This is a genomic window from Massilia varians, assembly GCF_027923905.1.
GTDB lineage: Bacteria > Pseudomonadota > Gammaproteobacteria > Burkholderiales > Burkholderiaceae_D > Telluria > Telluria varians_B.
Genome location: NZ_AP026966.1, coordinates 3,590,069 through 3,610,595, shown reverse-complemented (window position 1 = coordinate 3,610,595; position 20,527 = coordinate 3,590,069). Strand labels below are relative to the sequence as shown.

General features: G+C 64.2%; 21 protein-coding genes and 1 tRNA gene. 17 read left to right on the top strand and 5 right to left on the bottom strand.

Annotation, left to right across the window (positions count from 1 at the left end):
* Positions 1–159: 159 nt before the first annotated feature.
* A complete protein-coding gene (locus MasN3_RS16165; protein WP_281908524.1) occupies positions 160–582 on the top strand; it encodes a hypothetical protein in 423 nt (140 codons plus the stop codon).
* A 322-nt stretch (positions 583–904) separates the two neighbouring features.
* On the opposite strand, the gene MasN3_RS16160 is transcribed toward MasN3_RS16165, so the two are convergent.
* Genes MasN3_RS16160 through MasN3_RS16150 form a run of 3 tightly spaced genes read right to left on the bottom strand, consistent with a single transcriptional unit; the run spans position 905 to position 3,007 of the window.
* Positions 905–1,825, bottom strand: coding sequence for an SMP-30/gluconolactonase/LRE family protein (locus tag MasN3_RS16160; protein ID WP_281908523.1), 921 nt, complete (start codon positions 1,823–1,825; stop codon positions 905–907).
* On the bottom strand, positions 1,825–2,205 hold the full coding sequence (locus MasN3_RS16155) for a hypothetical protein (RefSeq protein WP_281908522.1): 381 nt from the start codon (positions 2,203–2,205) through the stop codon (positions 1,825–1,827). Before MasN3_RS16155 ends, MasN3_RS16160 begins: the two co-directional genes overlap by 1 nt.
* Positions 2,206–2,212: 7 nt before the next feature.
* Positions 2,213–3,007 carry a 3-hydroxybutyrate dehydrogenase gene (locus MasN3_RS16150; RefSeq protein WP_281908520.1) on the bottom strand — a complete coding sequence of 265 codons (795 nt, stop codon included), beginning with the start codon at positions 3,005–3,007 and terminating at the stop codon, positions 2,213–2,215.
* Positions 3,008–3,266: 259 nt separating this feature from the next.
* On the opposite strand from MasN3_RS16150, the gene MasN3_RS16145 reads away from it, so the two are divergent.
* The 10 genes from MasN3_RS16145 to MasN3_RS16100 all read left to right on the top strand — a co-directional run bounded on the left by MasN3_RS16145 (position 3,267) and on the right by MasN3_RS16100 (position 13,560).
* Positions 3,267–4,148 carry an alpha/beta fold hydrolase gene (locus MasN3_RS16145; RefSeq protein ID WP_281914528.1) on the top strand — a complete coding sequence of 294 codons (882 nt, stop codon included), beginning with the start codon at positions 3,267–3,269 and terminating at the stop codon, positions 4,146–4,148.
* 31 nt (positions 4,149–4,179) lie between these two features.
* Positions 4,180–4,530: a RidA family protein gene (locus MasN3_RS16140; RefSeq protein WP_281908519.1), complete on the top strand. Its 351-nt coding sequence runs from the start codon at positions 4,180–4,182 to the stop codon at positions 4,528–4,530.
* Positions 4,531–4,550: 20 nt separating this feature from the next.
* Complete coding sequence (locus MasN3_RS16135) at positions 4,551–6,803, top strand: RelA/SpoT family protein (RefSeq protein ID WP_281908518.1); 2,253 nt, start codon at positions 4,551–4,553, stop codon at positions 6,801–6,803.
* 78 nt (positions 6,804–6,881) lie between these two features.
* Positions 6,882–7,688 (top strand): MlaE family ABC transporter permease, encoded by an 807-nt coding sequence (locus MasN3_RS16130; RefSeq protein ID WP_281908516.1) that lies wholly within the window; start codon positions 6,882–6,884, stop codon positions 7,686–7,688.
* 18 nt (positions 7,689–7,706) lie between these two features.
* Entirely contained in the window at positions 7,707–8,639 is a 933-nt protein-coding gene (locus tag MasN3_RS16125) for an MlaD family protein (protein WP_281908515.1), read from the top strand.
* The gene (locus MasN3_RS16120; RefSeq protein WP_281908513.1) at positions 8,636–9,268 is read left to right on the top strand and encodes a hypothetical protein; all 633 of its coding nucleotides are present in this window, start codon (positions 8,636–8,638) and stop codon (positions 9,266–9,268) included. The genes MasN3_RS16125 and MasN3_RS16120 overlap by 4 nt, the downstream gene beginning before the upstream one ends.
* A gap of 240 nt (positions 9,269–9,508) precedes the next feature.
* On the top strand, positions 9,509–9,898 hold the full coding sequence (locus MasN3_RS16115; protein ID WP_281908510.1) for a TerB family tellurite resistance protein: 390 nt from the start codon (positions 9,509–9,511) through the stop codon (positions 9,896–9,898).
* A 2-nt stretch (positions 9,899–9,900) separates the two neighbouring features.
* Complete coding sequence (locus MasN3_RS16110; protein WP_281908509.1) at positions 9,901–10,908, top strand: hypothetical protein; 1,008 nt, start codon at positions 9,901–9,903, stop codon at positions 10,906–10,908.
* Complete coding sequence (locus MasN3_RS16105; protein WP_281908508.1) at positions 10,905–12,392, top strand: hypothetical protein; 1,488 nt, start codon at positions 10,905–10,907, stop codon at positions 12,390–12,392. The genes MasN3_RS16110 and MasN3_RS16105 overlap by 4 nt, the downstream gene beginning before the upstream one ends.
* Positions 12,393–12,822: 430 nt before the next feature.
* Complete coding sequence (locus MasN3_RS16100; RefSeq protein ID WP_281908506.1) at positions 12,823–13,560, top strand: diguanylate cyclase; 738 nt, start codon at positions 12,823–12,825, stop codon at positions 13,558–13,560.
* On the opposite strand, the gene MasN3_RS16095 is transcribed toward MasN3_RS16100, so the two are convergent.
* On the bottom strand, positions 13,536–14,516 hold the full coding sequence (locus MasN3_RS16095) for an NAD(P)/FAD-dependent oxidoreductase (RefSeq protein WP_281908504.1): 981 nt from the start codon (positions 14,514–14,516) through the stop codon (positions 13,536–13,538). The genes MasN3_RS16100 and MasN3_RS16095 overlap by 25 nt on opposite strands.
* A gap of 79 nt (positions 14,517–14,595) precedes the next feature.
* Positions 14,596–15,525 carry a cation diffusion facilitator family transporter gene (locus MasN3_RS16090; protein WP_281908502.1) on the bottom strand — a complete coding sequence of 310 codons (930 nt, stop codon included), beginning with the start codon at positions 15,523–15,525 and terminating at the stop codon, positions 14,596–14,598.
* A 124-nt stretch (positions 15,526–15,649) separates the two neighbouring features.
* On the opposite strand from MasN3_RS16090, the gene MasN3_RS16085 reads away from it, so the two are divergent.
* The 6 genes from MasN3_RS16085 (at position 15,650) to pheS (ending at position 20,481) form a co-directional block, all read left to right on the top strand.
* Positions 15,650–15,726 (top strand) — tRNA-Val (locus MasN3_RS16085).
* A 240-nt stretch (positions 15,727–15,966) separates the two neighbouring features.
* The gene (gene thrS, locus MasN3_RS16080; protein ID WP_281908501.1) at positions 15,967–17,877 is read left to right on the top strand and encodes a threonine--tRNA ligase; all 1,911 of its coding nucleotides are present in this window, start codon (positions 15,967–15,969) and stop codon (positions 17,875–17,877) included.
* Positions 17,878–17,889: 12 nt separating this feature from the next.
* Positions 17,890–18,435, top strand: coding sequence for a translation initiation factor IF-3 (infC, locus tag MasN3_RS16075; protein ID WP_281914527.1), 546 nt, complete (start codon positions 17,890–17,892; stop codon positions 18,433–18,435).
* Positions 18,436–18,742: 307 nt separating this feature from the next.
* Positions 18,743–18,940 carry a 50S ribosomal protein L35 gene (gene rpmI / locus MasN3_RS16070; protein WP_057262756.1) on the top strand — a complete coding sequence of 66 codons (198 nt, stop codon included), beginning with the start codon at positions 18,743–18,745 and terminating at the stop codon, positions 18,938–18,940.
* 30 nt (positions 18,941–18,970) lie between these two features.
* The gene (rplT, locus tag MasN3_RS16065; RefSeq protein WP_027865360.1) at positions 18,971–19,330 is read left to right on the top strand and encodes a 50S ribosomal protein L20; all 360 of its coding nucleotides are present in this window, start codon (positions 18,971–18,973) and stop codon (positions 19,328–19,330) included.
* A gap of 134 nt (positions 19,331–19,464) precedes the next feature.
* Positions 19,465–20,481, top strand: coding sequence for a phenylalanine--tRNA ligase subunit alpha (gene pheS, locus MasN3_RS16060; protein WP_281908497.1), 1,017 nt, complete (start codon positions 19,465–19,467; stop codon positions 20,479–20,481).
* The last annotated feature ends 46 nt before the right edge of the window (positions 20,482–20,527 follow it).

Sequence of the window (20,527 nt, the reverse complement as noted above, 5' to 3'; positions counted from 1 at the left end):
TTGAATGCCGGGACTGCTGAACCCAGCAATCAACTCGCCCAGCATAGCCTTTGCACGGAACAAAGGCCAGCTACGGCGAGGGAGATGATCGCACGAAACTAAACAAATACTCAGGGTGGATGGGACTGTACCGCCCATAAAGTGTGCTAGGGGGCGATTATGGCCGAACCCTACACCGGGGATGAAATGGTCCTCTGCCCACTCAAAACGGCTGACTTCAAGCATACATGCGCTGTGATCGTGTCTGGAGACTTCATCAACGTGTGCGGTCACGCTTTGCTTCATGTGGGCAATGGTTGGTACTTCCACGTAGCAGGGAAGAACGATCTGCCTAAGTTCATGACAGAGAGCGGGTACATGCGTTATCTAAAGGAGAACGGGAAGCGTGAGATTCGCCGCTGGATTGTCCCGCTTCCGAACCCTGCCGGGGCACACAAGAAATTGGAAGAACTACTAGCAAGGAAATGGCGCTGGTTGGTCTTGCCCAACAATTGTGCGTCTTTTGTAGAAGAGATTGTGCAGGCTGGCGGAAGTAACGCCGGTATGTACCTGAATTGTCCTGCTGCGGAGCCATTCGCATGAAAAACACGTTCATTTCGCTTGTTGTCGCCTTTTTGGTGGCCGCGCTTGTATATCTGGCCTTACCGTCGAAAATGTATGTCGAGAAGGCGTTTAACATCATCGTCCTTTCATTCCTCGGCACGGCAATCCTCACAGCATTGGTGTTGAGGCTCCGGAGCCGTCGAGCTAGGCGGGTTAGGGGAAGTGCGTAGAAACGACAAGGGGCGTTTAGCGCCCCTTGTCGCTCCGACACTACCCAAGCTTTGACCGTGTGGCAATCAAAACGTAAACTACCTCGCCTCCCGCCATCAGCGCGGTTCTCGGGACGTGCGCGCCAGGCGACTCAATACGGCATCCCGCTCACCTTCAGCGGCAGCCTCCACAGCACCCCAGCCCCGGTGATATACAAGGTCTTGCCGTCCTTGCCGCCGAAAGCCGCATTGGTGACATTGGCATCCACCCGGATCGTCGCCAGCTGCCGGCCCTGCGGCGAAAACACCCGCACCCGTTGCGCCCCGTGCTCGGTCACATACAGGTTGCCGTGGCAATCGACCGCCATGCCGTCAGCGCCTTCCAGTCCGCTCACCAGGGAGCGCCCGGCCTGCGGCACGCCCTTGACGATCGGATAGGCCACCAGCAAGCCGTCGCTGGCGTTCACGTACAGGACGTCGCCGGCGGGCGACAGCGCGATCCCGTTGGGATTCGGACGGGTGCCGTCCACCAGCGTCACCTCGCCGTTTGGTGCGACGCGGTAGATGCCCGTCACCGGCTGCCCGCCGGGCGCGGCCGCCTTTTGCCAGTCGGGATCGGTAAAGTAGAGCGTCCCGTCGCCCGCGATGGCGATGTCGTTGGGCGAGTTGAACACATGGCCCTGGAAACCGCCGGCCAGCCGCACGGCCTGGCCATCCGGGACATGGCGCAGCAGCGCCTTGTCCTTGTGGCTGGCCAGCACCAGCCTGCCGCCCGCATCCACGGCCAGGCCGTTGCTGCCGCTGTCCTCGATGAAGGTGCTGACCGTGCCGTCCGCGGCCAGCTTGCGCACCCGCGAGGGAAAGCCCTTGGCGAAGCTGAAGTCGGAAAAGTAGAGCGCATCCTCGACCCACACCGGCCCTTCGTACAGGCCCGGCTCGGCGCGCGAGGGCGTGACGGCGGCGACGCGTTCGGCCTTCAGCTCGCCCGACGGCGGCGCCCCGCAGGACGCGGCAAGGGCGTTCGTCGCCGCGAAGGCCAGCGACAGCAAGAGCAGCTTTGCGGACAGGGACATCAACCCTCCAGGTCCCCGAGCGACTGCTCGATCCCGAACTGCACGTCGCGCAGGAAGGCGCCGCCCTGTTCGGACAGGGCGATGCCCGGCACGGCCAGCTCCACCAGGCACTGCAGCGCCTGGCGGAACCATTCCATGTCAGTGCCCATCAGGGGCAGGGCGTGGGCATCGTTCAGGTAGTGCACCGCGCGGACCAGGAGGTTCGGATCGCGCCCGGCGCGGGCGACGCCGGGGGCGAAATCGACGACCTCGCGAAAGAAACGGTCGGCCAGCGTTTCGAGGATGTCGTTCGAGACCTGGGGCTGGCCGGCGGCAAGGACTACCCGGGCCAGTTCCTGGCAGGCGTCCTGCAAGCGTTGTTCGTCGAGGCGTTCGCTCATGGCGGGCTTACTGCGCGGCCCAGCCGCCGTCCATGTTCCAAGCCACGCCGCGCACCTGGTCGCCGGCAGGCGAGCAGAAGAACACGGCCAGCGCGCCCAGTTCGGCCGGGGTGACGAACTCGCCGGACGGCTGCTTTTCGCTCAGCAGGGCTTTCTTGGCCTCGTCGTTGGACAGGCCGTCGCGCGCGGCGCGGTCGTCGACCTGCTTCTGCACCAGCGGGGTCAGGACCCAGCCCGGGCAGATCGCGTTGCAGGTGACGCCGGTGGCGGCGAGTTCGAGCGCGGTCACCTTGGTGAAGCCGACCAGGCCGTGCTTGGCCGCGACATAGGCCGACTTGCCGCTCGAGCCGACCAGGCCGTGCACCGAGGCCAGGTTGATGATGCGGCCCCAGTTCTTCTGCTTCATGCCGGGGATGGCCAGGCGGCTGGTGTGGAAGGCCGAGGTCAGGTTGATGGCAAGGATCGCATCCCACTTCTCCGGCGGGAACTCGTCCACGGTCGCCACGTGCTGGATGCCGGCATTGTTGACCAGGATGTCGACGCCGCCGAACTTGTCCGCGGCGAATTTCATCATCGCCTCGATTTCAAGCGGCTTGCTCATGTCGGCATTGTGGTAGGCGGTCTGCACGCCGAATTCGACGCCCACGTCCGTGTAGAGTTTCTCGATCTGCTGGGCGTCGCCGAAGCCGTTGAACACGATGTTGGCGCCCTGTTCCGCCAGCGAGCGGGCGATTCCCAGGCCGATGCCCGAGGTGGAACCGGTGACGAGTGCTGTTTTACCGCTGAGCATATTGGATTTCATTGCGTCCTCTAGTTGCGGGCACCTCAAAAAACCTGCTGCGCGTTGCACTGGCGGCCTGCGATGCTCACTGTACCTTAGTACAGCTCCGCTTCTCGGCCACCATTGCTGCCGCTCGCGACGGTTTTTCGAGGAGCCCTTTGTGGGTGAACGGGTTGCTTCCTCAGAATTGGTAGAATTCTAATGGCAATGCCAAGTAAAATGGCGTGTTGCGATGCAAAGTAACCAATATTGTCATGACTGAGCGGGGGCGAAGGTGCAAATCGGCGAAGCCAGATTGAAAAGCGTGCAGTGCAGCTCGCCCGCCGGCCTGCACCGCATGGCCTACAAGGAGTGGGGCGACCCCGCGAATCCGAAGGTGTTGGTGTGCGTGCACGGCGTCACCCGCGTGGCCGACGACTTCGACCACCTGGCGCGCGCCCTGTGCGACGAGTACCGCGTGGTCTGTCCGGACGTGGTCGGCCGCGGCCGCTCCGGCCGCCTGCGCGATCCAGCGTACTACACGGTGCCGCAGTATGTCGCCGACATGGTCACCCTGATCGCACGCGTTACCCGGGACGACAGCCTCGGCGTGCACTGGTTCGGCACCTCGATGGGCGGCCTGATCGGCATGATCCTGGCGTCGCTCGAGGACAGCCCGGTGCGCAAGCTGGTCCTCAACGACATCGGGCCGGTGCTGGACCAGGGCGCGCTGGCGCGCATCGGCGAGTACATCGGCCAGGACATCCGTTTCCCCGATTTCGATACCGGCGCGGCCTATGTGAAAGCCGTGTCGATGTCCTTCGGGCCGCATACCGAGGAAGAATGGTTCAAGCTGGCCAGCGACGTGCTGCGCCAGGAGCCGGGCGGCCAGTGGGTGCGCCACTACGACCTCGGCCTGGCCGAGCCCTTCCGCGCGCTGACGCCGGAACGCGCGGCCGGCGACGAGGCGCAGCTGTGGGCGGCCTGGGATGCGATCCGCTGCCCGACCTTGCTCGTGCGCGGCGAGCAGTCCGACCTGCTGTCGCGCGCGGCGGCCCTGGAGATGTGCGCGCGCGGACCGAAGCCGCGGCTGGTCGAGATCCCGGGCGTGGGCCATGCGCCCACCTTCGTCCGGCAGGAACAGATCGCGATCGCACGCGAATTTTTAGTCGGCGGAGCATGAGGCTTCCGCCACGTTTTATGAGAAAGCAGCTATGGAAATCAAACGACACCACGTAGGCAAGCGCCTGTCCGAAACCGCCATCCACAACGGCACCGTCTACCTGGCCGGCCAGATCGCCGAGGACACGACGCAAGGGATCGAAGGCCAGATGCGCGAGGTGCTGGGCCACGTCGACCGCCTGCTGAACGAAGCCGGCAGCGACAAGTCCTGCATCCTGATGTGCCAGATCTTCGTGTCGAGCATGGAGCACTTCGCCGGCATGAACAGCGTCTGGGACGAGTGGGTGCCGCAGGGCCACACCCCGCCGCGCGCCACCGTCGAAGCCAAGCTGGCCAATCCCGCATGCCTGGTCGAGGTGTGCATCACCGCAGCCCTGCGCTGAAGCGGAGGCACACGAGCTAGATGGTCGCAAGCGTTTTACTCGGTGACGCCAGCACCCAGCTGGTCCAGGGACTCGGCGTGGAAGACTGCGCGCGGGTCCAGGCGGCGCTGGATTACGCCGGCAGCATGTATGGCGAGCGCAGCGCCGGCACCGGCCAGGATGCGTTCGAATTCTCGCTCGGCGTGGCCGGCACGCTGGCGCTGCTGCGCACCGATGCCGAGACCCGCATTGCCGGCCTGCTGTTCGAGCTGGCGATGATGGACCCGGCGGTGGCCGGCTCGCTCGAAGAGCGCTTCGGCAAGGAGGTCTCGAACCTGGTGCAGGGCGTCTACCAGCTGGTCAAGCTGCGCGACCTCACCGCTGGCAAGGACCAGGTCGCCGAAGCGAAGAGCGCCGGCAAGAACGCCGCCCAGCAGGCCGCCGCCCAGGTCGAGACCTTGCGCAAGATGCTGCTGGCGATGGCCTCGGACATGCGCGTGGTGCTGATGCGGCTGGCCGCCTGCGCCACCAGCCTGCGCTACTTCGCCGAGCAGAAGCGCTTCGACGAGGTCACCCGCGCCTATGGGCGCGAGGTACTCGAGTTCTACGCGCCGCTGGCCAACCGGCTTGGCATCTGGCAGCTCAAGTGGGAGCTGGAAGACCTGTCCTTCCGCTTCATCGAGCCGGATGCCTACCGCCAGATCGCCAGGATGCTCGAAGAGAAGCGCGCGCAGCGCGAAGGCTTCGTGCAGTCCTCGATCGACCGGCTGGAAAAGGAGCTGCGCGAGGCCGGCATCAAGGCCGAGGTCTCGGGCCGGCCGAAACACATCTACAGCATCTGGAAGAAGATGCGCGGCAAGGAGCTCGATTTCTCCTCGCTGTACGACGTGCGCGCCTTCCGCGTGATCGTCGAGGACGTCAAGGCCTGCTACACGGTGCTGGGGATCGTCCACAACATCTGGACCCCGATCCCGAAGGAATTCGACGACTACATCTCGCGCCCCAAGCCGAACGGCTACCAGTCGCTGCACACGGTCGTCACCGCCGAGGACGGGCGGCCGCTGGAAGTGCAGATCCGCACCCAGGAGATGCACAACTTCGCCGAGTACGGCGTCGCCGCCCACTGGCGCTACAAGGAAGAGGGCGGTTCCAACTTCAAGAGCCAGAAGTACGACGAGAAGATCGCCTGGCTGCGCCAGCTGCTGGCCTGGAAGAGCGACGTGGCCGACGTGGTCGCGGGCCAGGAAGACCTGCAGAAGGAATGGGTCGAGAAGCTCAAGGCCGCCACCCTGGACGACCGCATCTTCGTGCTGACGCCGCAGGCGCGGGTGCTCGAACTGCCGCAGGGCGCGACCCCGATCGACTTCGCCTACCACCTGCACAGCGAGGTGGGCCACCGCTGCCGCGGCGCCAAGATCGACGGCGTGATGGTGCCGCTGAACACGCCTTTGCGCAACGGCCAGACCTGCGAGATCATCACCGCCAAGGGCCCGACCGGCACCCAGGGGCCCTCGCGCGACTGGCTCAGTCCCGGCTACACGGTCAGCAGCCGCACTCGCTCCAAGATCCGGGCCTGGTTCCACGCCCAGGAACAGGCCGAGACCCTGGCGCAGGGACGCGCGCTGGTCGAAAAGTCGCTCCAGCGCGAGGGCAAGACCGCGGTCAACCTGGAAGCGCTGGCGCAGAAACTGGGCTTTGCCAAGGTCGACGAGCTGTTCATCCAGGTCGGCAAGGAGAAGTTCAGCCTGCGCCACGTGGAAGCGGCCCTGCACGACACGGCGGAAAGCCCGCCGCCGGTCGACGAAGCGGTGGTCAACAAGAGCCGCGCCTCGAGCGTGGAGCAGGGCGCCAAGTCGGGCGTGCTGGTGGTCGGCACCGAGGGCTTGATGACCATGCTCGCCAAATGCTGCAAGCCGGCGCCGCCGGACCCGATCTGCGGCTTCGTCACGCGCGGCAAGGGCGTCTCGATCCACCGCCTGAGCTGCAAGAACTTCGCCGAGATGCGCGCCAAGGCGCCCGAGCGGGTGATCCAGACCGAGTGGGGTTCGGCCGGGCTGGAAACCGTGTATCCGGTCGACCTGTTCATCCTGGCGATGGACCGGCAAGGGCTGCTGCGCGATATCTCGGACGTGTTCATGCGCGAGAAGATCAACGTAATCGGCGTGAACACGCAAAGCAGCAAGGGGCAGGCGCGCATGGTGTTCACGGCGGAGATCGGGTCGACTGGGCAGCTGAACAAGGCGCTGGCGGCGATCGCCGAGGTGAAAGGGGTGATGGAGGCGCGCCGCCAATGACGGGCTCCGTGCCGGCGCCGGTATCGATTCGATACAAAATTCGGGCACATCCACCGGAATTTGTATCATATTGACACCATGCGCCGAACCCTCAACCTCTACGCCAACCCGAGCCTGTGGGGCCTCGCCTTCCTGCGCTACCTGCGCAGCTGGTGGTATATGGTGCACCTGGGCGCGGTCGCGCTGGTGATGGCGCTGTCGCCCTCGACCTACAACCGCGCCAACCGGCTGGCGGCCGCGCGCCACATCTACGCCAGCACCTGGCAGGTGCTGCCCGGCTTCTCGCTGGCCTCGACCCTGATCAGCCTGGTCATCATCCGCATCGTGCTGGTCACCGCCAAGAGCTACGGACTGTCGCATTTCGCGCTCGAGATGGTGGTGCGGGTGCTGGTGCTCGAACTGATTCCCCTGTCCGCCGCGATGTTCGTGGCCCTGCGCGCCAGCATGGCGTTTGACGCCTCCGCCCTCGGGCTGGCGCGCGCCGGCCTGTCGCCGCAGGCCGCCAACGACGAAGCCCTGCGCCGGCTGCGGCGCGACATGGTGCCGCAGCTGCTGGCGAACTCGGTCGCGGTGACCAGCCTGGCCATGGTCACCAGCACCATCGTGCTGGTGCTGGCCTACCTGAACGTGTACGGCCTGCTGCCCTGGGGGATCGCGGACTACACCCGCACCGTCGGCCGCGTGTTCTCGCCCACGGTGACGGTCGGCTTCGTGCTCAAGACCGTGTTCTTCGGCCTGGCCGTGGCCCTGATCCCGACCGCCGCCATCCTCGAACTGCAGCGCTACCCGCGCCGCGTCAATTCCACGGTGCAGCCGGGCGCGCTGCGCCTGCTGTTCGTGCTCCTGGTAATCGAGGCCGCATCGCTGGCGCTGAAATACATCTAAAACAAGAATAGGAGTCCCATGACCGAACCCCTGCCGGACGAACCGAAACACGTCGAACTCAAGGCGATGATCCTGTTGGCGGCGATCGGCATCCTGGTCGTCGCCTTCTTCGGCTACGTGATGCACGCGCGCGGCGTGTTCGAGCCGACCCAGCGGCTGGTGCTGGAAACCGACGATTCGTCCGGGGTGATCCCGGGCATGGACATGACCTTCGCCGGCTTTCCGATCGGGCGCGTCAGCCAGGTCGAGCTCTCGCCGGAGGGCAAGGTGCGCATCCTGGTGGACGTGCAGAGCAAGGACGCCAAGTGGCTGCGCACCTCGAGCGTGTTCACGCTGGAGTCGAGCATCGTCGGCGAAACCCGCCTGCGCGCCTTCACCGGCCTGCTGAACGATCCGCCGCTGCCCGCCGGCGCCACCCGCCAGGTGCTGCGCGGCGACGCCACCGCCGAGATCCCGCGCATCGTCGCGACCGCGCGTGCGCTGCTGGAAAACCTGGAGACCATGACGGCGAACGATTCCGACATCAACGCCAGCCTGGCCAACATCAATGCCGTCACCGGCCGCCTGAACGGCCCCGGCGGGGTGCTGGGCGGCGTGATGGGCGGCGACGCGGAAGCGCGCAAGCTGCGCGAGGCGCTCGACCGTATCAACTCCCTGCTGGGCAAGACCGAGCAGCGCATCTACGGCAAGGACGGCGTGATGGACGATGCCCAGCTGGCGATCCGCCAATTGCACGTGGTGTTGCAGGATGCCAGCACCACGCTCAAGAAGGTGGATGCGGTGCTGGTCGAGGCCCAGGCCGTGGGCGCCAACGCCCGCGTGGCCACCCAGGACCTGGGCGCGCTGCGCGGCGAGGTCGACGCCAGCCTGCGCAAGGTGAACCGCCTGGTGGACGAGATCAACCGCAAGTGGCCGTTCGCCCGCAGCGACCAGGAGATCAAGCTGCCATGAGAATCCTCGCCTTCCTCACCTTGGCCATGCTGGCTGCCTGCGCCAGCAAACCCTTGCCGCCCGACTGGCAGGCGGACGCCAAAGGCTCCCTCGACGCGTCGGTGGACGATTACCTGAAGGGCTACACCGCCGCCGCCGCCGCGCAATTCCGCACGGCGCGCACGGCCACCACCAGCACCGGCCGCCCGGACTACGTGGCCCAGGTCGAACTGGTGCGCTGCGCTGCGCAGGTCGCCAGCCTGGATTTCGACGACTGTCCGGGCTACACCAGACTGGCAGAGGAGGCCACGCCGGAACAGCGCGCCTATGCCGACTATCTCTACGGCCGCTGGCAGGGCTTGAATCCCGCGCTGCTGCCCGCGCAGCACCAATCGGTCGCCGCCACCGGCCAGGTCGCCGGCGTGACCGATCCGCTGGCGCGCCTGGTGGCCGCCGGGGCCGCGTTCAAGGCCGGACGCATCACGCCGGACGGCATCGTGCAGGCCATCGACACGGCATCGAACCAGGGCTGGCGCCGTCCTCTGCTGGCCTGGCTGGGCGTGCAGGCGCAGCGGGCCGAGGCGGCCGGCGATACCCGCGAAGCCGAACGGATCCGGCGCCGGATCGCGCTGGCGTCCGGACAGGGCTGAGCACCGTCTTCCTGGCGTCATGAGCGGTCGGGGCCGCACGTCCCCGTGCGCGTCGTCGGGCCTTGCCGAGATGCTCTGCCAGGGGCGATCGACCGGGCTCTTATCGGAAGTTGCAATCGGCCTCGTAAAACACACAAAGCTGAAACTATTCGTGATGATTGGTAATGTTTCCTCTAGGTAAAATGTGTGGATGGTGGCTCCCCTGAGTCAGCTTTAATCAACATTACCAAGGCATTTACCATGTTTCTGAACCGGCTTTCTGAAGTCCAACAAGGCGCACTCCTGTCATTTGCTACGCAACTCATGAGTGCGGACGGCAAACAGGCTGCAGAAGAATTGGCGCTGCTGAAGACGCTGCGCCAGCAGATGGCGTCGACTGTGTCGCCTGTCCAGGTACGCAGCGGCGATTTGCCGGGCATGTTCGCCAGCCGCTCGGACCGGGTCGCGCTGATGCTCGAACTGCTCGGCATGGCGCTGGTTGATGCCGAATATCACGAGACTGAGCAAGCTTTTGTGAGCGGCATCGCCAATTCGCTGGATATCGGTAAAGAGGAGCTTTCCCAAATGGAAAACTGGGTGCGCCGCCAGTTTGCGCTCGTGCGCGAAGCCGAACAGTTCATGGAGGCCTGATCATGCCATTGCCACTACTGCTGGTTGGCGCAGCCGTTCTCGCGGGCGGTTACGGCGTCAAGAAGGGCATCGACGCGAAGAGCGATTTCAACAAGGCCGATTCGTTGAACAACCAGGCAAAGAGCATCTTCAACGACGCCACAAGCGAACTGGAAAGCGCCCGGGACAAGGCGCAGCGTGCGCTGACACAGCTCGGCAAGCTGAAATTCTCGGTGTATGAGACAAAGCTGATTCCGTTTGTCGACACATTCAAGCAAATCAAGAATATCGACTTCCAGGACCAGAAGCTCAAGGATGAGTTCAAGCTGGCCGGCGTCAGCGGCAACGATCTGCGTGCCATCGAGCGTTCCGCGCTCGACATGCAAGGCATTGTGACCGGCGGCGTGACTGCACTCGGCGCAGGCGGATTGGCAGGCCTTGCCGCCTACGGCGGCGTGGGGGCGCTGGCTTCGACGGCAGGGGGCACGGCAATTGCAGGTCTCAGCGGCGCGGCGGCGACTAACGCCACCCTTGCATGGTTGGGCGGTGGGGCGCTGAGCGCGGGTGGCTTCGGCATGGCGGGCGGCGCCGCCGTGTTGGGCGGAATCGTCGCCGGGCCGGTACTGGCCGTCGGCGGAATGATGCTCGCGGCAAAGGCCGAGGAGGCACGATTGAATGCATCCTCCAACCTGAGCAAGGCGCGCGTTGCCGCGGAAGAGATGAAGACCGCAGCGCTTGCCACGGCGGCCCTCGAGAAGCGGTTCAAGGAAATCATCTCCGTCCTCAAGGAACTGGACAGGCACTTCGAGCCGCTGCTCGCCGGACTCCAGCGCCGCGTTGCGGCGGGCAAGGATTACAGCCGCTACTCGGCCGCCGACCGTACCGGCGTCATGATGGCCGCTGCGATGGCGAAAACCATCAAGAACGTGCTGGAGGCGCCGCTGATCGACAAGGATGGCGCTCTGACAGCAGCCTCGCGCACGGTCATCGCAAGTGCGAAAGAGCAGCTGGCGGCGTTGGAGCGCGCGTGAGCAAACGGCACGCGGCGACCAAGCGCGTCTCGGGGAAGCCTGAAGCGCTGGCCGCCACCTTGTTGGCTGATGCGCGAACGCGGCAGATCTCGAAGATGACACTTGGTGTGTTCAGCGATACCGAGCGTCTCGTGAAGGTCGCGCAACAACGTGCCGGCACTTGCGCGGCCCAGGCTCAGGGATGGCAGTTCGAACAGCTCGAGGTGATCAAGTTCAACCTGGATGCCTTGGGCAAGCGCAGCACTCTGAAGGCAGCGACAACCGACAGTCTCGGTATGACCAACCACGAGACCGCCGATATCGTCATCATGGAAGGCAAGCGCAAGCTCAAGGAGTTTCAGCTCAAGTCCTGCGAGGCAGCAAGTGAAACCGCATATAAACTGTCTGATCCAAAGTACCAGGGAGTCGGACTGGTTGGTCCTTCCGACCAGAAGGAGACGGTCGAACGGCTCTATAAGGCGCGGATAAAAACGGGTACGCTCAAAGCCGGTGACTACGAGAGCGCAAGCAATCGCCTGCATACCGGGATTGAAGCTGACAACGTGACTTCGGGCGGGACCAACTACCATGAGGCGGTCGAGGCAACCGGCGTTGACGCCGCCAGGAAAATAGCGACAGACTTTAATCGCAGGGCGATGTTGTCCGAGGCACATCAGGCCGGTATGGAAGCCGGCGCGGTCGGCGGCGCTCTTGCTGGCGGGGTCAGCGGTGTAGCCGGACTGGTCCGCCTGGCTCGTGGTAACGCCGAGCCTGGTGAAATCCTTGCACAGGTGGCGATCGATGCCGCCAAGGGCTACACCATGAGCTACGCATCGGGCGCGCTCAGCAAGGCGGCGACTCACGCCGTACGCGAAGGCTTCACCTCGCTTGGCGGGCCCGAGATCGGCAAGGCCGTCAGTGCGCGTTTCGTGAAGTCGAATGCTCACGTGGCTCTGGCTGCCGGCATTGTGCAGAGCGGGCGATCGCTGGCGCGCTACCTGAATGGCGACATCGATGAAGATGAGTTGCTGTCTGAGGTCAGTCACACGGCAATGACAGGTGCATCTGCGTTTTATTACGGCGCATTGGGGCAGGTCATGATTCCGGTACCGGTCGTCGGAGCGTTGATCGGTTCGACGGTCGGTTACTTCGTCGGCAATATGCTGCATCAGTCCGGCCTCATCAGTCTTGGCGAGACGGCGGTGGTCAAGGTGGCGCGCGAACGCAAGGAGAGGGTGGAGGCGATGTGTCTGACCGCCATACCGCTGATGCGGGCCCACCGTCTCGAGTTCGACGCGCTGATCGAGGAGCACTTTGCCACGCGCAGGCGGCACCTGCTGTCGGCCTTCGATGCGCTTGAATCCGCCATGGTGGACTGGGACGGCGACCGCTTCCTCGCCAGTCTCACGGCGCTTAACGAAGAGTTCGATGCCAGCCTGCCTTTCGGTAGCCAGGAGGAGTTCGACGACATGATGGGCGACCCGACACGCGCCTTCGTCCTGTGACGGAGGGCACGTTTCCTTGTACGCGCTGCGGTGCCTGTTGCCGCAATGTCGACAAAGCGCCCGAGACCGCGATGCTCGACCGGGGCGACGGCTGCTGCATCCACTACGACGAGGTGAGCAAGCTGTGCGGGGTCTACGACAGCAGGCCGGACATTTGCAGAGTCGACGTTCAGTTCCAGCGGCATTACAGCCACATGGGTTGGGAAGCGTTTTGCCAAGCGAACCTGGCAGCATGCAGTGTGCTGCAGGGGTAGGCAAGGCCCGCCGCACAGTGTTCCTTGCTTCGTTCGTGGCGAGTCTGTAAGGCGACGTCATGCTGGAAGCCTCGGACTTGCCATTTGGTGCCGCATCGACCTGGAATCGAGCTAGACTGGCACAGTAATCTGTTTCCAGTGCAAAATGCCATGCATATCCACCTTGCATGGGCATCATGACGATCAAGCTCGCTGAATGCCCGCCGGTCTCCTGCGACGACCCCGGCGTCTACCGCACCCTGCTCGAATCGAGCAAGACCATCCCCTGGCGCATCGACTGGGCCACCATGCGCTTCACCTATATCGGTCCGCAGATCGAGGCGCTGACCGGCTTCATGTTCGACATCACCGCGCGCAAGCAGGCCGAGGACAAGATCCTGCAGCTGCAGCGCGAACTCGAGCTGCTGTCCTACCGCGACAGCCTCACCGGCGTGGCCAACCGCCGCATGTTCGACACCCTGTATCCGGTCGAGTGGGCCAAGGCGCAGGCGACCGGGGAGCCCTTGTCGCTGCTGGTGGTCGACGTCGACTACTTCAAGCAGTACAACGATTACTACGGCCACATGCAGGGCGACGAATGCCTGCGCCAGGTCGCCGCGGCGCTGGACGCGGGGGCGTCGCGCTCGCGCGACCTGTGCGCGCGCCTGGGCGGCGAGGAATTCGTGCTGCTGTTGCCGGCGACCGATGCCCAGGCGGCGCGCAACGTGGCGGAGCGTTGCCGCCGGCTGCTGGCGCAGAAGGAGTTGCCGCACGCGCGTTCCGGCGTGGGCCGCCTGGTCACGGTCAGCATCGGGGCCGGCACCATCGTGCCAGGCAAGCAGGACCGGGCCGAGGTCTTCCTCGATCGGATCGACCGCCGTTTGTACCAGGCCAAGTCGGCCGGGCGCGATCAGGTCTGCGACAGCGAGGCCTGATCCGGCGCAGCCGCGTCCGGCGCGCTGCGCAGCGCCCACGGCAGCACGTTGTGGATGGTGGTGGCCGCCAGCGCCGCCTGCCCGGTGGCCACCGCGATCTGGTTCAGCCCGCGCGTGACGTCGCCCACCGCGAACAGGCCCGGGACCGAGGTGCGGCAATGGTCGTCCACCGCCAGCTTGCGGCACTCGACGGTTTCCGCCCCGAGCGCGCTGGCCAGGTCGGAACGCGCGTTCTCGCCCAGCATCGGGTAGAACACGTCGCAGCGGTAGTCTTCCCCGTCCTTGGTGTGCAGGATCGGTTTCATGTCCTCGCTCATCGTCACGCCGGCCAGCGGCGAATCGATGTAGCGCACATTGGCGGCGGCCAGGCGCTGGCGGTCCTCGTCGTTCAGGGTCGATACCGGGCCGCGCTCGAACAGCAGCACGTCGGTGCTGAAGGTGCGCATGAACAGGGCGTGCCCGACCGGGTTGATTTCGGAGGTGACCACGCCGATGCGCTTGTCGATCACGTCCCAGCCGTCGCACACCGGGCACAGGCGCACCGCGCCGCAGCGCACCGCCTCGTCCCAGCGCTCGACCGGCATGCCGGCGTCGGCCACGCCGGTGGCCAGCAGCACCGTCAGGGCCCGGATCTGGCAGGGCTCGCAGCCGTCCTGCGGCACGTAGTCGCCGACGAACATTCCGTCTTCCAGGCGCAGGTCGAGGATCTCGCCGGGCATCACGCTGCCGCCGTAGTTGGCCAGCTGGGCGCGCAGGTTCTCGAGCAGCCGCACGCCATTGATACCTTCGGGAAAACCGGGGTAGTTGTGCGAGACGGGAATCCAGGACAGGCGGCTGTTGCCCTTGTCGACCAAGGCGATGTGGCGGGTGAAGCGGCGCAGGTAGACGCCGGCGGTGAGACCCGCCGGGCCGCCGCCGATGATGAGGGTGTCGAATACGGTGCGTGAACAGTCCATGCGCCGATTATGCTGACCCCGCAGCCTGCCGGATATCGGCGTGCGGGCAGGGCGCGGGTAAGAGAGTGCTTACAAGAAGTCAAAGCGGCTTGCCGCCGGCCGCCTCCGGCTGCAGGGTCACGTGGTCGATGCCGTGCTCCTCGCGCAGCATGGCGCGCACCGCGGCCAGCACCGTCGGCCATTGTTCGAGGCTGGCGATCTCGAGGTGGCCGATCAGGGCAGGGTGGCCGGGCGACATGGCCCACACGTGCAGGTCGTGCACGTCGAGCACGCCGTCGACGTCCTTCAGGTCGGCGCCGATTGCCAGGTAATCGATGTCGTGGGGTACGCCCTCCATCAGGAAGTGGTAGGACTCGCGCAGGATGCCGCTGGTCGAACGCAGGATCAGGAGGGCCACGAAGATCGACAGGATCGGGTCGACCCGCAGCCAGCCGGTGAAATAGATGATGGCGCCGGAGGCGATCGCGGCGATCGAGCCGAGCAGGTCGCCCATGACGTTGACCAGCGCGGCGCGGGTGTTGATGCTCTGGTTGTCGCGCGACAGGATCCAGGCGACCAGCAGGTTGATGGCGGCGCCGATCGCGGCCACCACCAGCACCACGCCGCCCTGCACGGCTTGCGGGTGCAGCAGGCGTTGCGCCGCTTCCCAGGTGATCCAGCCCACCAGTGCCAGCATGGCCAGGCTGTTGACGAACGCGGCCAGGGCTTCGGCGCGCACGAAGCCGAACGAGTGGCGCGACGAGGGCGGGCGCTTGGCGATGGCCTGGGCCAGCAGCGCCAGGCCGAGGGCGGCGGCGTCGGTCACCATGTGGCCGGCGTCGGAAATCAGCGCCAGCGAGTTCGACATGAAGCCGGTGAAGGCCTCGATGACGGCGAACAGCAGGGTCAGGCCGAGCGCCATCGCCAGGGCCGCCTGACTGCGCCCCTCGATGACGTGGGTGTGGTTGGCATCGCCGTCGAGGTGGGCGTGCAGGTGTTCGGATGAGGGCGCGGCGCGATCGGTTGGCATGGTCGAAAACCGTGGCGGTTTGGTCATCCCCTAGTGTAATCCAAGGGGCAGGCGGGCTCGCCAGGAAACTTTTTCCGTGACAAGCCTTGCCTAAGACCGGCGCGCTCCCTATAATGGCGGCATCGGGCGGTTAGTTCAGCTGGTTAGAATACTTGGTCGACATCCAAGGGGTCGCAGATTCGAATTCTGCACCGCCCACCAGAACACTCAGCAGTACTTGAAGTAATTTTGTAAGAGCGAGAAAGGCACCGACGGTTATGACACCGCGAACTACGACTATGTTGTGGGGGAATCGCTAGACGCGGTAGGTGGTCTTTTGTCCAAAGAAGCTCGACAACACTGAAAAAACGCGCCTGGTGCGCGTTTTTTTTCGTCCAGGCTTTTTGGCTTTCAATATTTTCAACATTTAACGGCGCGCTCTGCGCCACATGGAGAACAGCAATGCTCAACGTTCGACTTCCGGATGGTTCCAGTCGTCAGTTTGACGGCCCGGTCACCGTTGCCCAGGTGGCCCAGAACATCGCCCCCAGCCTGGCCAAGGCCGCGCTTGCCGGCAAGGTCAACGGCAAGGTGGTCGACACCTCCTTCCTGATCGAGTCCGATGCCGACCTGGCGATCGTCACCGACCGCGATCCCGACGGGCTGGAAGTCATCCGCCACTCGACCGCCCACCTGCTGGCGCACGCCGTCAAGGAGTTGTTCCCGGAAGCGCAGGTCACCATCGGCCCGGTCATCGAGAACGGCTTCTACTACGACTTCTCGTACAAGCGTCCGTTCACCCCGGAAGACCTGGCGGCGATCGAAAAGAAGATGCAGGAACTGTCCAAGAAGGACCAGCAGGTCACCCGCAAGGTGCTGCCGCGCGACGAGGCCGTCAGCTACTTCAAGTCGATCGGCGAAGACTACAAGGCCGAGATCATCGCCTCGATCCCGGCGAACGAGGACGTGTCGCTCTACGAGCAGGGCGGCTTCACCGACCTGTGCCGCGGCCCGCACGTGCCCTCGACCGGCAAGCTGAAGGTCTTCAAGCTGATGAAGCTGGCCGGCGCCTACTGGCGCGGCGACTCCAAGAACGAGATGCTGCAGCGCGTCTACGGCACCGCCTGGGCCAAGAAGGAAGACCAGGAGCAGTACCTGCACATGCTGGAAGAGGCCGAGAAGCGCGATCACCGCAAGCTCGGCAAGCAACTGGACTTCTTCCACTTCCAGGACGAGGCCCCGGGCCTGATCTTCTGGCACCCGAAGGGCTGGACCATCTGGCAGCAGGTCGAGCAGTACATGCGCAAGACCTACCAGAGCACCGGCTACAGCGAAGTCAAGGCGCCGCAGATCATCGACGTCACCCTGTGGCAGAAGACCGGCCACTGGGACAACTATCGTGAAAACATGTTCACGACCGAGTCGGAGCACCGCACCTACGCCCTGAAGCCGATGAACTGCCCGGGCCACGTGCAGATCTACAACGCCGGCCTGCGTTCCTACCGCGACCTGCCGCTGCGCTACGGCGAATTCGGCCAGTGCCACCGCAACGAGTCCTCGGGCGCGCTGCACGGCCTGATGCGCGTGCGCGGCTTCACCCAGGACGACGGCCACGTGTTCTGCACCGAAGAGCAGATCGCCCCCGAGGTGGTGGCCTTCCACGCCCAGGCGATGAAGGTGTACGAGGACTTCGGTTTCGACAACATCGACGTCAAGATTGCCCTGCGTCCGGAAAACCGCATCGGTTCCGACGAGGTCTGGGACCAGTCCGAAGAGGCCCTGCGTTCGGCCCTGCGCGGCTGCGGCGTGGAATGGACCGAGCTGCCGGGCGAGGGCGCCTTCTATGGCCCGAAGATCGAGTACCACCTGAAGGACAGCCTGGGCCGCCCATGGCAGGTCGGCACCATGCAGGTCGACTTCTCGATGCCGGGCCGCCTGGGCGCCGAATATGTTGCGGAAGACAACACCCGCAAGGTGCCGGTCATGCTGCACCGTGCGATCGTCGGGTCGATGGAACGCTTCATCGGCATCCTGATCGAGAACTACGCCGGCGCGCTGCCGCTGTGGCTGGCCCCGGTCCAGGTCGCGGTCTTGAATATTTCGGATGCGCAAGCAGATTATGTGAAGCAGGTCGAGGCAAAGCTGCGCGCGGCAGGCCTGCGTGTTCACGCTGATTTGCGGAATGAGAAGATTACTTATAAAATTCGCGAGCATTCCGTCCAAAAACTGCCTTACATTTTGGTTGTTGGCGATAAAGAACGTGAAGCAAATACGGTGGCCGTGCGTGCCCGCGGCAATGTCGATCTCGGCGTGATGTCGGTCGACGCGCTCGTGGAGCGTCTGGTTGGCGAAGTTGCCGCCAAGGCGAAATAATCCCGGCCCTCAATCAATACTTTCAAAGGAAACGACATAGCTACTGACAAACAGCATCGCATCAACGGCGAGATCACCTATCCCGAAATGCGTCTGAACGGCGTGGACAACGAACCGCTGGGCATCGTAAGCCTGGCGGAAGCGTTCCGCATGGCCGAGGAAAAGAACGTCGACCTGGTCGAGATCGCGCCAAACGCGGTCCCGCCGGTCTGCCGCCTGATGGACTACGGCAAGTTCAAGTACTCCGAGCAGAAGAAGGCGCATGAAGCCAAGCTGAAGCAGAAGATCATCCAGGTCAAGGAAGTCAAGTTCCGCCCGGGCACCGATGAAGGCGACTACAGCATCAAGCTGCGCAACCTCATCAAGTTCCTGGAGGAGGGCGACAAGACCAAGATCACGCTGCGCTTCCGCGGCCGCGAAATGGCGCACCAGGACATCGGCATGCGCATGCTCGAGCGCCTGCGCGGCGATCTGGAGGAATACGGCCAGGTCGAGCAGTTCCCGAAGCTCGAGGGTCGCCAGATGATCATGGTGGTTGCGCCGAAGAAGAAGAAGTAATCCCGCAAGGGGCTTCGCGCTTCGTCAGATGACGGGCCGGGCCCGGGTGCCAGCATACGCTGCGCCCGGCCCGGCCTGCGCTCGTTTGTGCGTCTCGTTCCATATGTGGCGAGAAATCGCTGGCGCCGCCCCAACCATTCGCTACAAACCTGTGCTATCATCTGCGGTTCCTGTTTTTAACAAGCAGGTTGTAGTCGGCAGGTAGTGGCGTCGGCTGCAAGACAAGTGAAAGCAGGCATCCAAGAGCGGCGTTGCCGCCACCTGCAATCCTGTCGTATAGAGGCTGTCCGTAACAGGGCAGAATACTATGCCAAAAATGAAAACCAAAAGCTCCGCGAAGAAGCGTTTTCGCGTGCGTCCGGGCGGTACCGTCAAGTCGGGTATGGCGTTCAAGCGTCACATCCTGACCAAGAAGACCACCAAGAACAAGCGTCAACTGCGCGGCACCCGTAACATCAATGCGTCCGACGTCACCAGCGTCCTGCGCATGATGCCTTCCGCTTAATCTCACTAATCATATACAAAGGGAGCTACCATGCCTCGAGTAAAACGTGGGGTTACTGCACGTGCCCGTCACAAGAAAGTCCTTGAACTTGCAAAAGGCTACCGCGGCCGCCGCAGCAAGGTATTCCGTATTGCCAAGCAAGCAGTCATGCGCGCTGGCCAGTACGCTTACCGCGACCGTCGTAACAAGAAGCGCGTCTTCCGCGCCCTGTGGATCACCCGTATCAACGCGGCATCGCGTTCGCACGGCATGACCTACAGCGCCTTCATGAACGGCCTGAAGAAGTCCGGGATTGAACTGGACCGTAAAGTCCTGGCCGACATGGCAGTGCACGACAAGCCGGCATTCGCCGCGATTGTCACCGCCGCCAAGGCCAAGCTGGCTGCCTAATCAGTCAGTTAGCTAGCAAGACCAGCGTCGGACTTTCGGGTCCGGTGCAAAAAGAGCGGGGCACACGGTAGATAACCTTGTGCCCCGTTTTTGATTGTGGCTCCTGCCACCACCCAAACAGGAAAAGAACAAGCATGCAATCGCTGGAAGATCTCGTCTCCTCGGCCCAGGCTGACTTCACCGCCGCCGCGGATGCCGCCGCGCTCGAAAATGCAAAAGCCAAATACCTGGGCAAGACCGGCCAGGTCACCGACCTGATGAAGGGCCTGGGCAAGCTCGACCCTGAACAGCGCAAGGCGCAGGGTGCCCTGATCAACGCCGCCAAAGAAAAAATCGAACAGGCCTTGACCGCCCGCCGCGACGCCCTGGCCAACGCCCAGCTGGAAGCGCGCCTGAATCTGGAAGCCATCGACGTGACCCTGCCGGGCCGCGGCCGCGCCAAGGGCGGCATCCATCCGGTGATGCGCACCTGGGAGCGCGTCGAGCAGATCTTCCGCTCGATCGGCTTCGACGTGGCCGACGGCCCCGAGATCGAAACCGACTGGACCAACTTCACCGCATTGAACAGCCCGGAAAACCACCCGGCCCGTTCGATGCAGGACACCTTCTACATCGAAGGCAATGACAGCACCGGCAAGCCGCTGCTGCTGCGCACCCACACCAGCCCGATGCAGGTGCGTTATGCGCGCACCCATACTCCGCCGATCAAGGTGATCGCGCCGGGCCGCACCTACCGCGTCGACAGCGACGCCACCCACTCGCCGATGTTCCACCAGGTCGAAGGCCTGTGGATCGGCGAGAACATCAGCTTCGCCGACCTCAAGGGCGTGTACCTCAACTTCGTCAAGGCCTTCTTCGAGACCGAGGACCTGGAGGTGCGCTTCCGTCCGTCCTATTTCCCGTTCACCGAACCGTCGGCCGAGATCGACATCGCCTTCGGCTCCGGCCCGCTCAAGGGGCGCTGGCTGGAAGTGTCGGGGGCGGGGCAGGTGCACCCGACGGTCGTGCGCAATTTCGGCCTGGATCCTGAAAAGTTCATCGGTTTCGCCTTCGGCTCCGGCCTCGAGCGCCTGACCATGCTGCGTTACGGGATCAACGACCTGCGCCTGTTCTACGAAGGCGACCTGCGATTCCTGAAGCAGTTTAATTAATACGGTTGCTGATTCAGTACACCCAGTCATAAACGCGGTTACGAGG

Coding starts and splice junctions, on each gene's coding strand:
- MasN3_RS16165 (WP_281908524.1), top strand. CDS start 160: ATGGCCGAACCCTACACCGGGGATGAAATGGTCCTCTGCCCACTCAAA.
- MasN3_RS16160 (WP_281908523.1), bottom strand. CDS start 1,825: ATGTCCCTGTCCGCAAAGCTGCTCTTGCTGTCGCTGGCCTTCGCGGCG.
- MasN3_RS16155 (WP_281908522.1), bottom strand. CDS start 2,205: ATGAGCGAACGCCTCGACGAACAACGCTTGCAGGACGCCTGCCAGGAA.
- MasN3_RS16150 (WP_281908520.1), bottom strand. CDS start 3,007: ATGAAATCCAATATGCTCAGCGGTAAAACAGCACTCGTCACCGGTTCC.
- MasN3_RS16140 (WP_281908519.1), top strand. CDS start 4,180: ATGGAAATCAAACGACACCACGTAGGCAAGCGCCTGTCCGAAACCGCC.
- MasN3_RS16135 (WP_281908518.1), top strand. CDS start 4,551: ATGGTCGCAAGCGTTTTACTCGGTGACGCCAGCACCCAGCTGGTCCAG.
- MasN3_RS16130 (WP_281908516.1), top strand. CDS start 6,882: ATGCGCCGAACCCTCAACCTCTACGCCAACCCGAGCCTGTGGGGCCTC.
- MasN3_RS16125 (WP_281908515.1), top strand. CDS start 7,707: ATGACCGAACCCCTGCCGGACGAACCGAAACACGTCGAACTCAAGGCG.
- MasN3_RS16120 (WP_281908513.1), top strand. CDS start 8,636: ATGAGAATCCTCGCCTTCCTCACCTTGGCCATGCTGGCTGCCTGCGCC.
- MasN3_RS16115 (WP_281908510.1), top strand. CDS start 9,509: ATGTTTCTGAACCGGCTTTCTGAAGTCCAACAAGGCGCACTCCTGTCA.
- MasN3_RS16110 (WP_281908509.1), top strand. CDS start 9,901: ATGCCATTGCCACTACTGCTGGTTGGCGCAGCCGTTCTCGCGGGCGGT.
- MasN3_RS16100 (WP_281908506.1), top strand. CDS start 12,823: ATGACGATCAAGCTCGCTGAATGCCCGCCGGTCTCCTGCGACGACCCC.
- MasN3_RS16095 (WP_281908504.1), bottom strand. CDS start 14,516: ATGGACTGTTCACGCACCGTATTCGACACCCTCATCATCGGCGGCGGC.
- MasN3_RS16090 (WP_281908502.1), bottom strand. CDS start 15,525: ATGCCAACCGATCGCGCCGCGCCCTCATCCGAACACCTGCACGCCCAC.
- thrS (WP_281908501.1), top strand. CDS start 15,967: ATGCTCAACGTTCGACTTCCGGATGGTTCCAGTCGTCAGTTTGACGGC.
- rpmI (WP_057262756.1), top strand. CDS start 18,743: ATGCCAAAAATGAAAACCAAAAGCTCCGCGAAGAAGCGTTTTCGCGTG.
- rplT (WP_027865360.1), top strand. CDS start 18,971: ATGCCTCGAGTAAAACGTGGGGTTACTGCACGTGCCCGTCACAAGAAA.
- pheS (WP_281908497.1), top strand. CDS start 19,465: ATGCAATCGCTGGAAGATCTCGTCTCCTCGGCCCAGGCTGACTTCACC.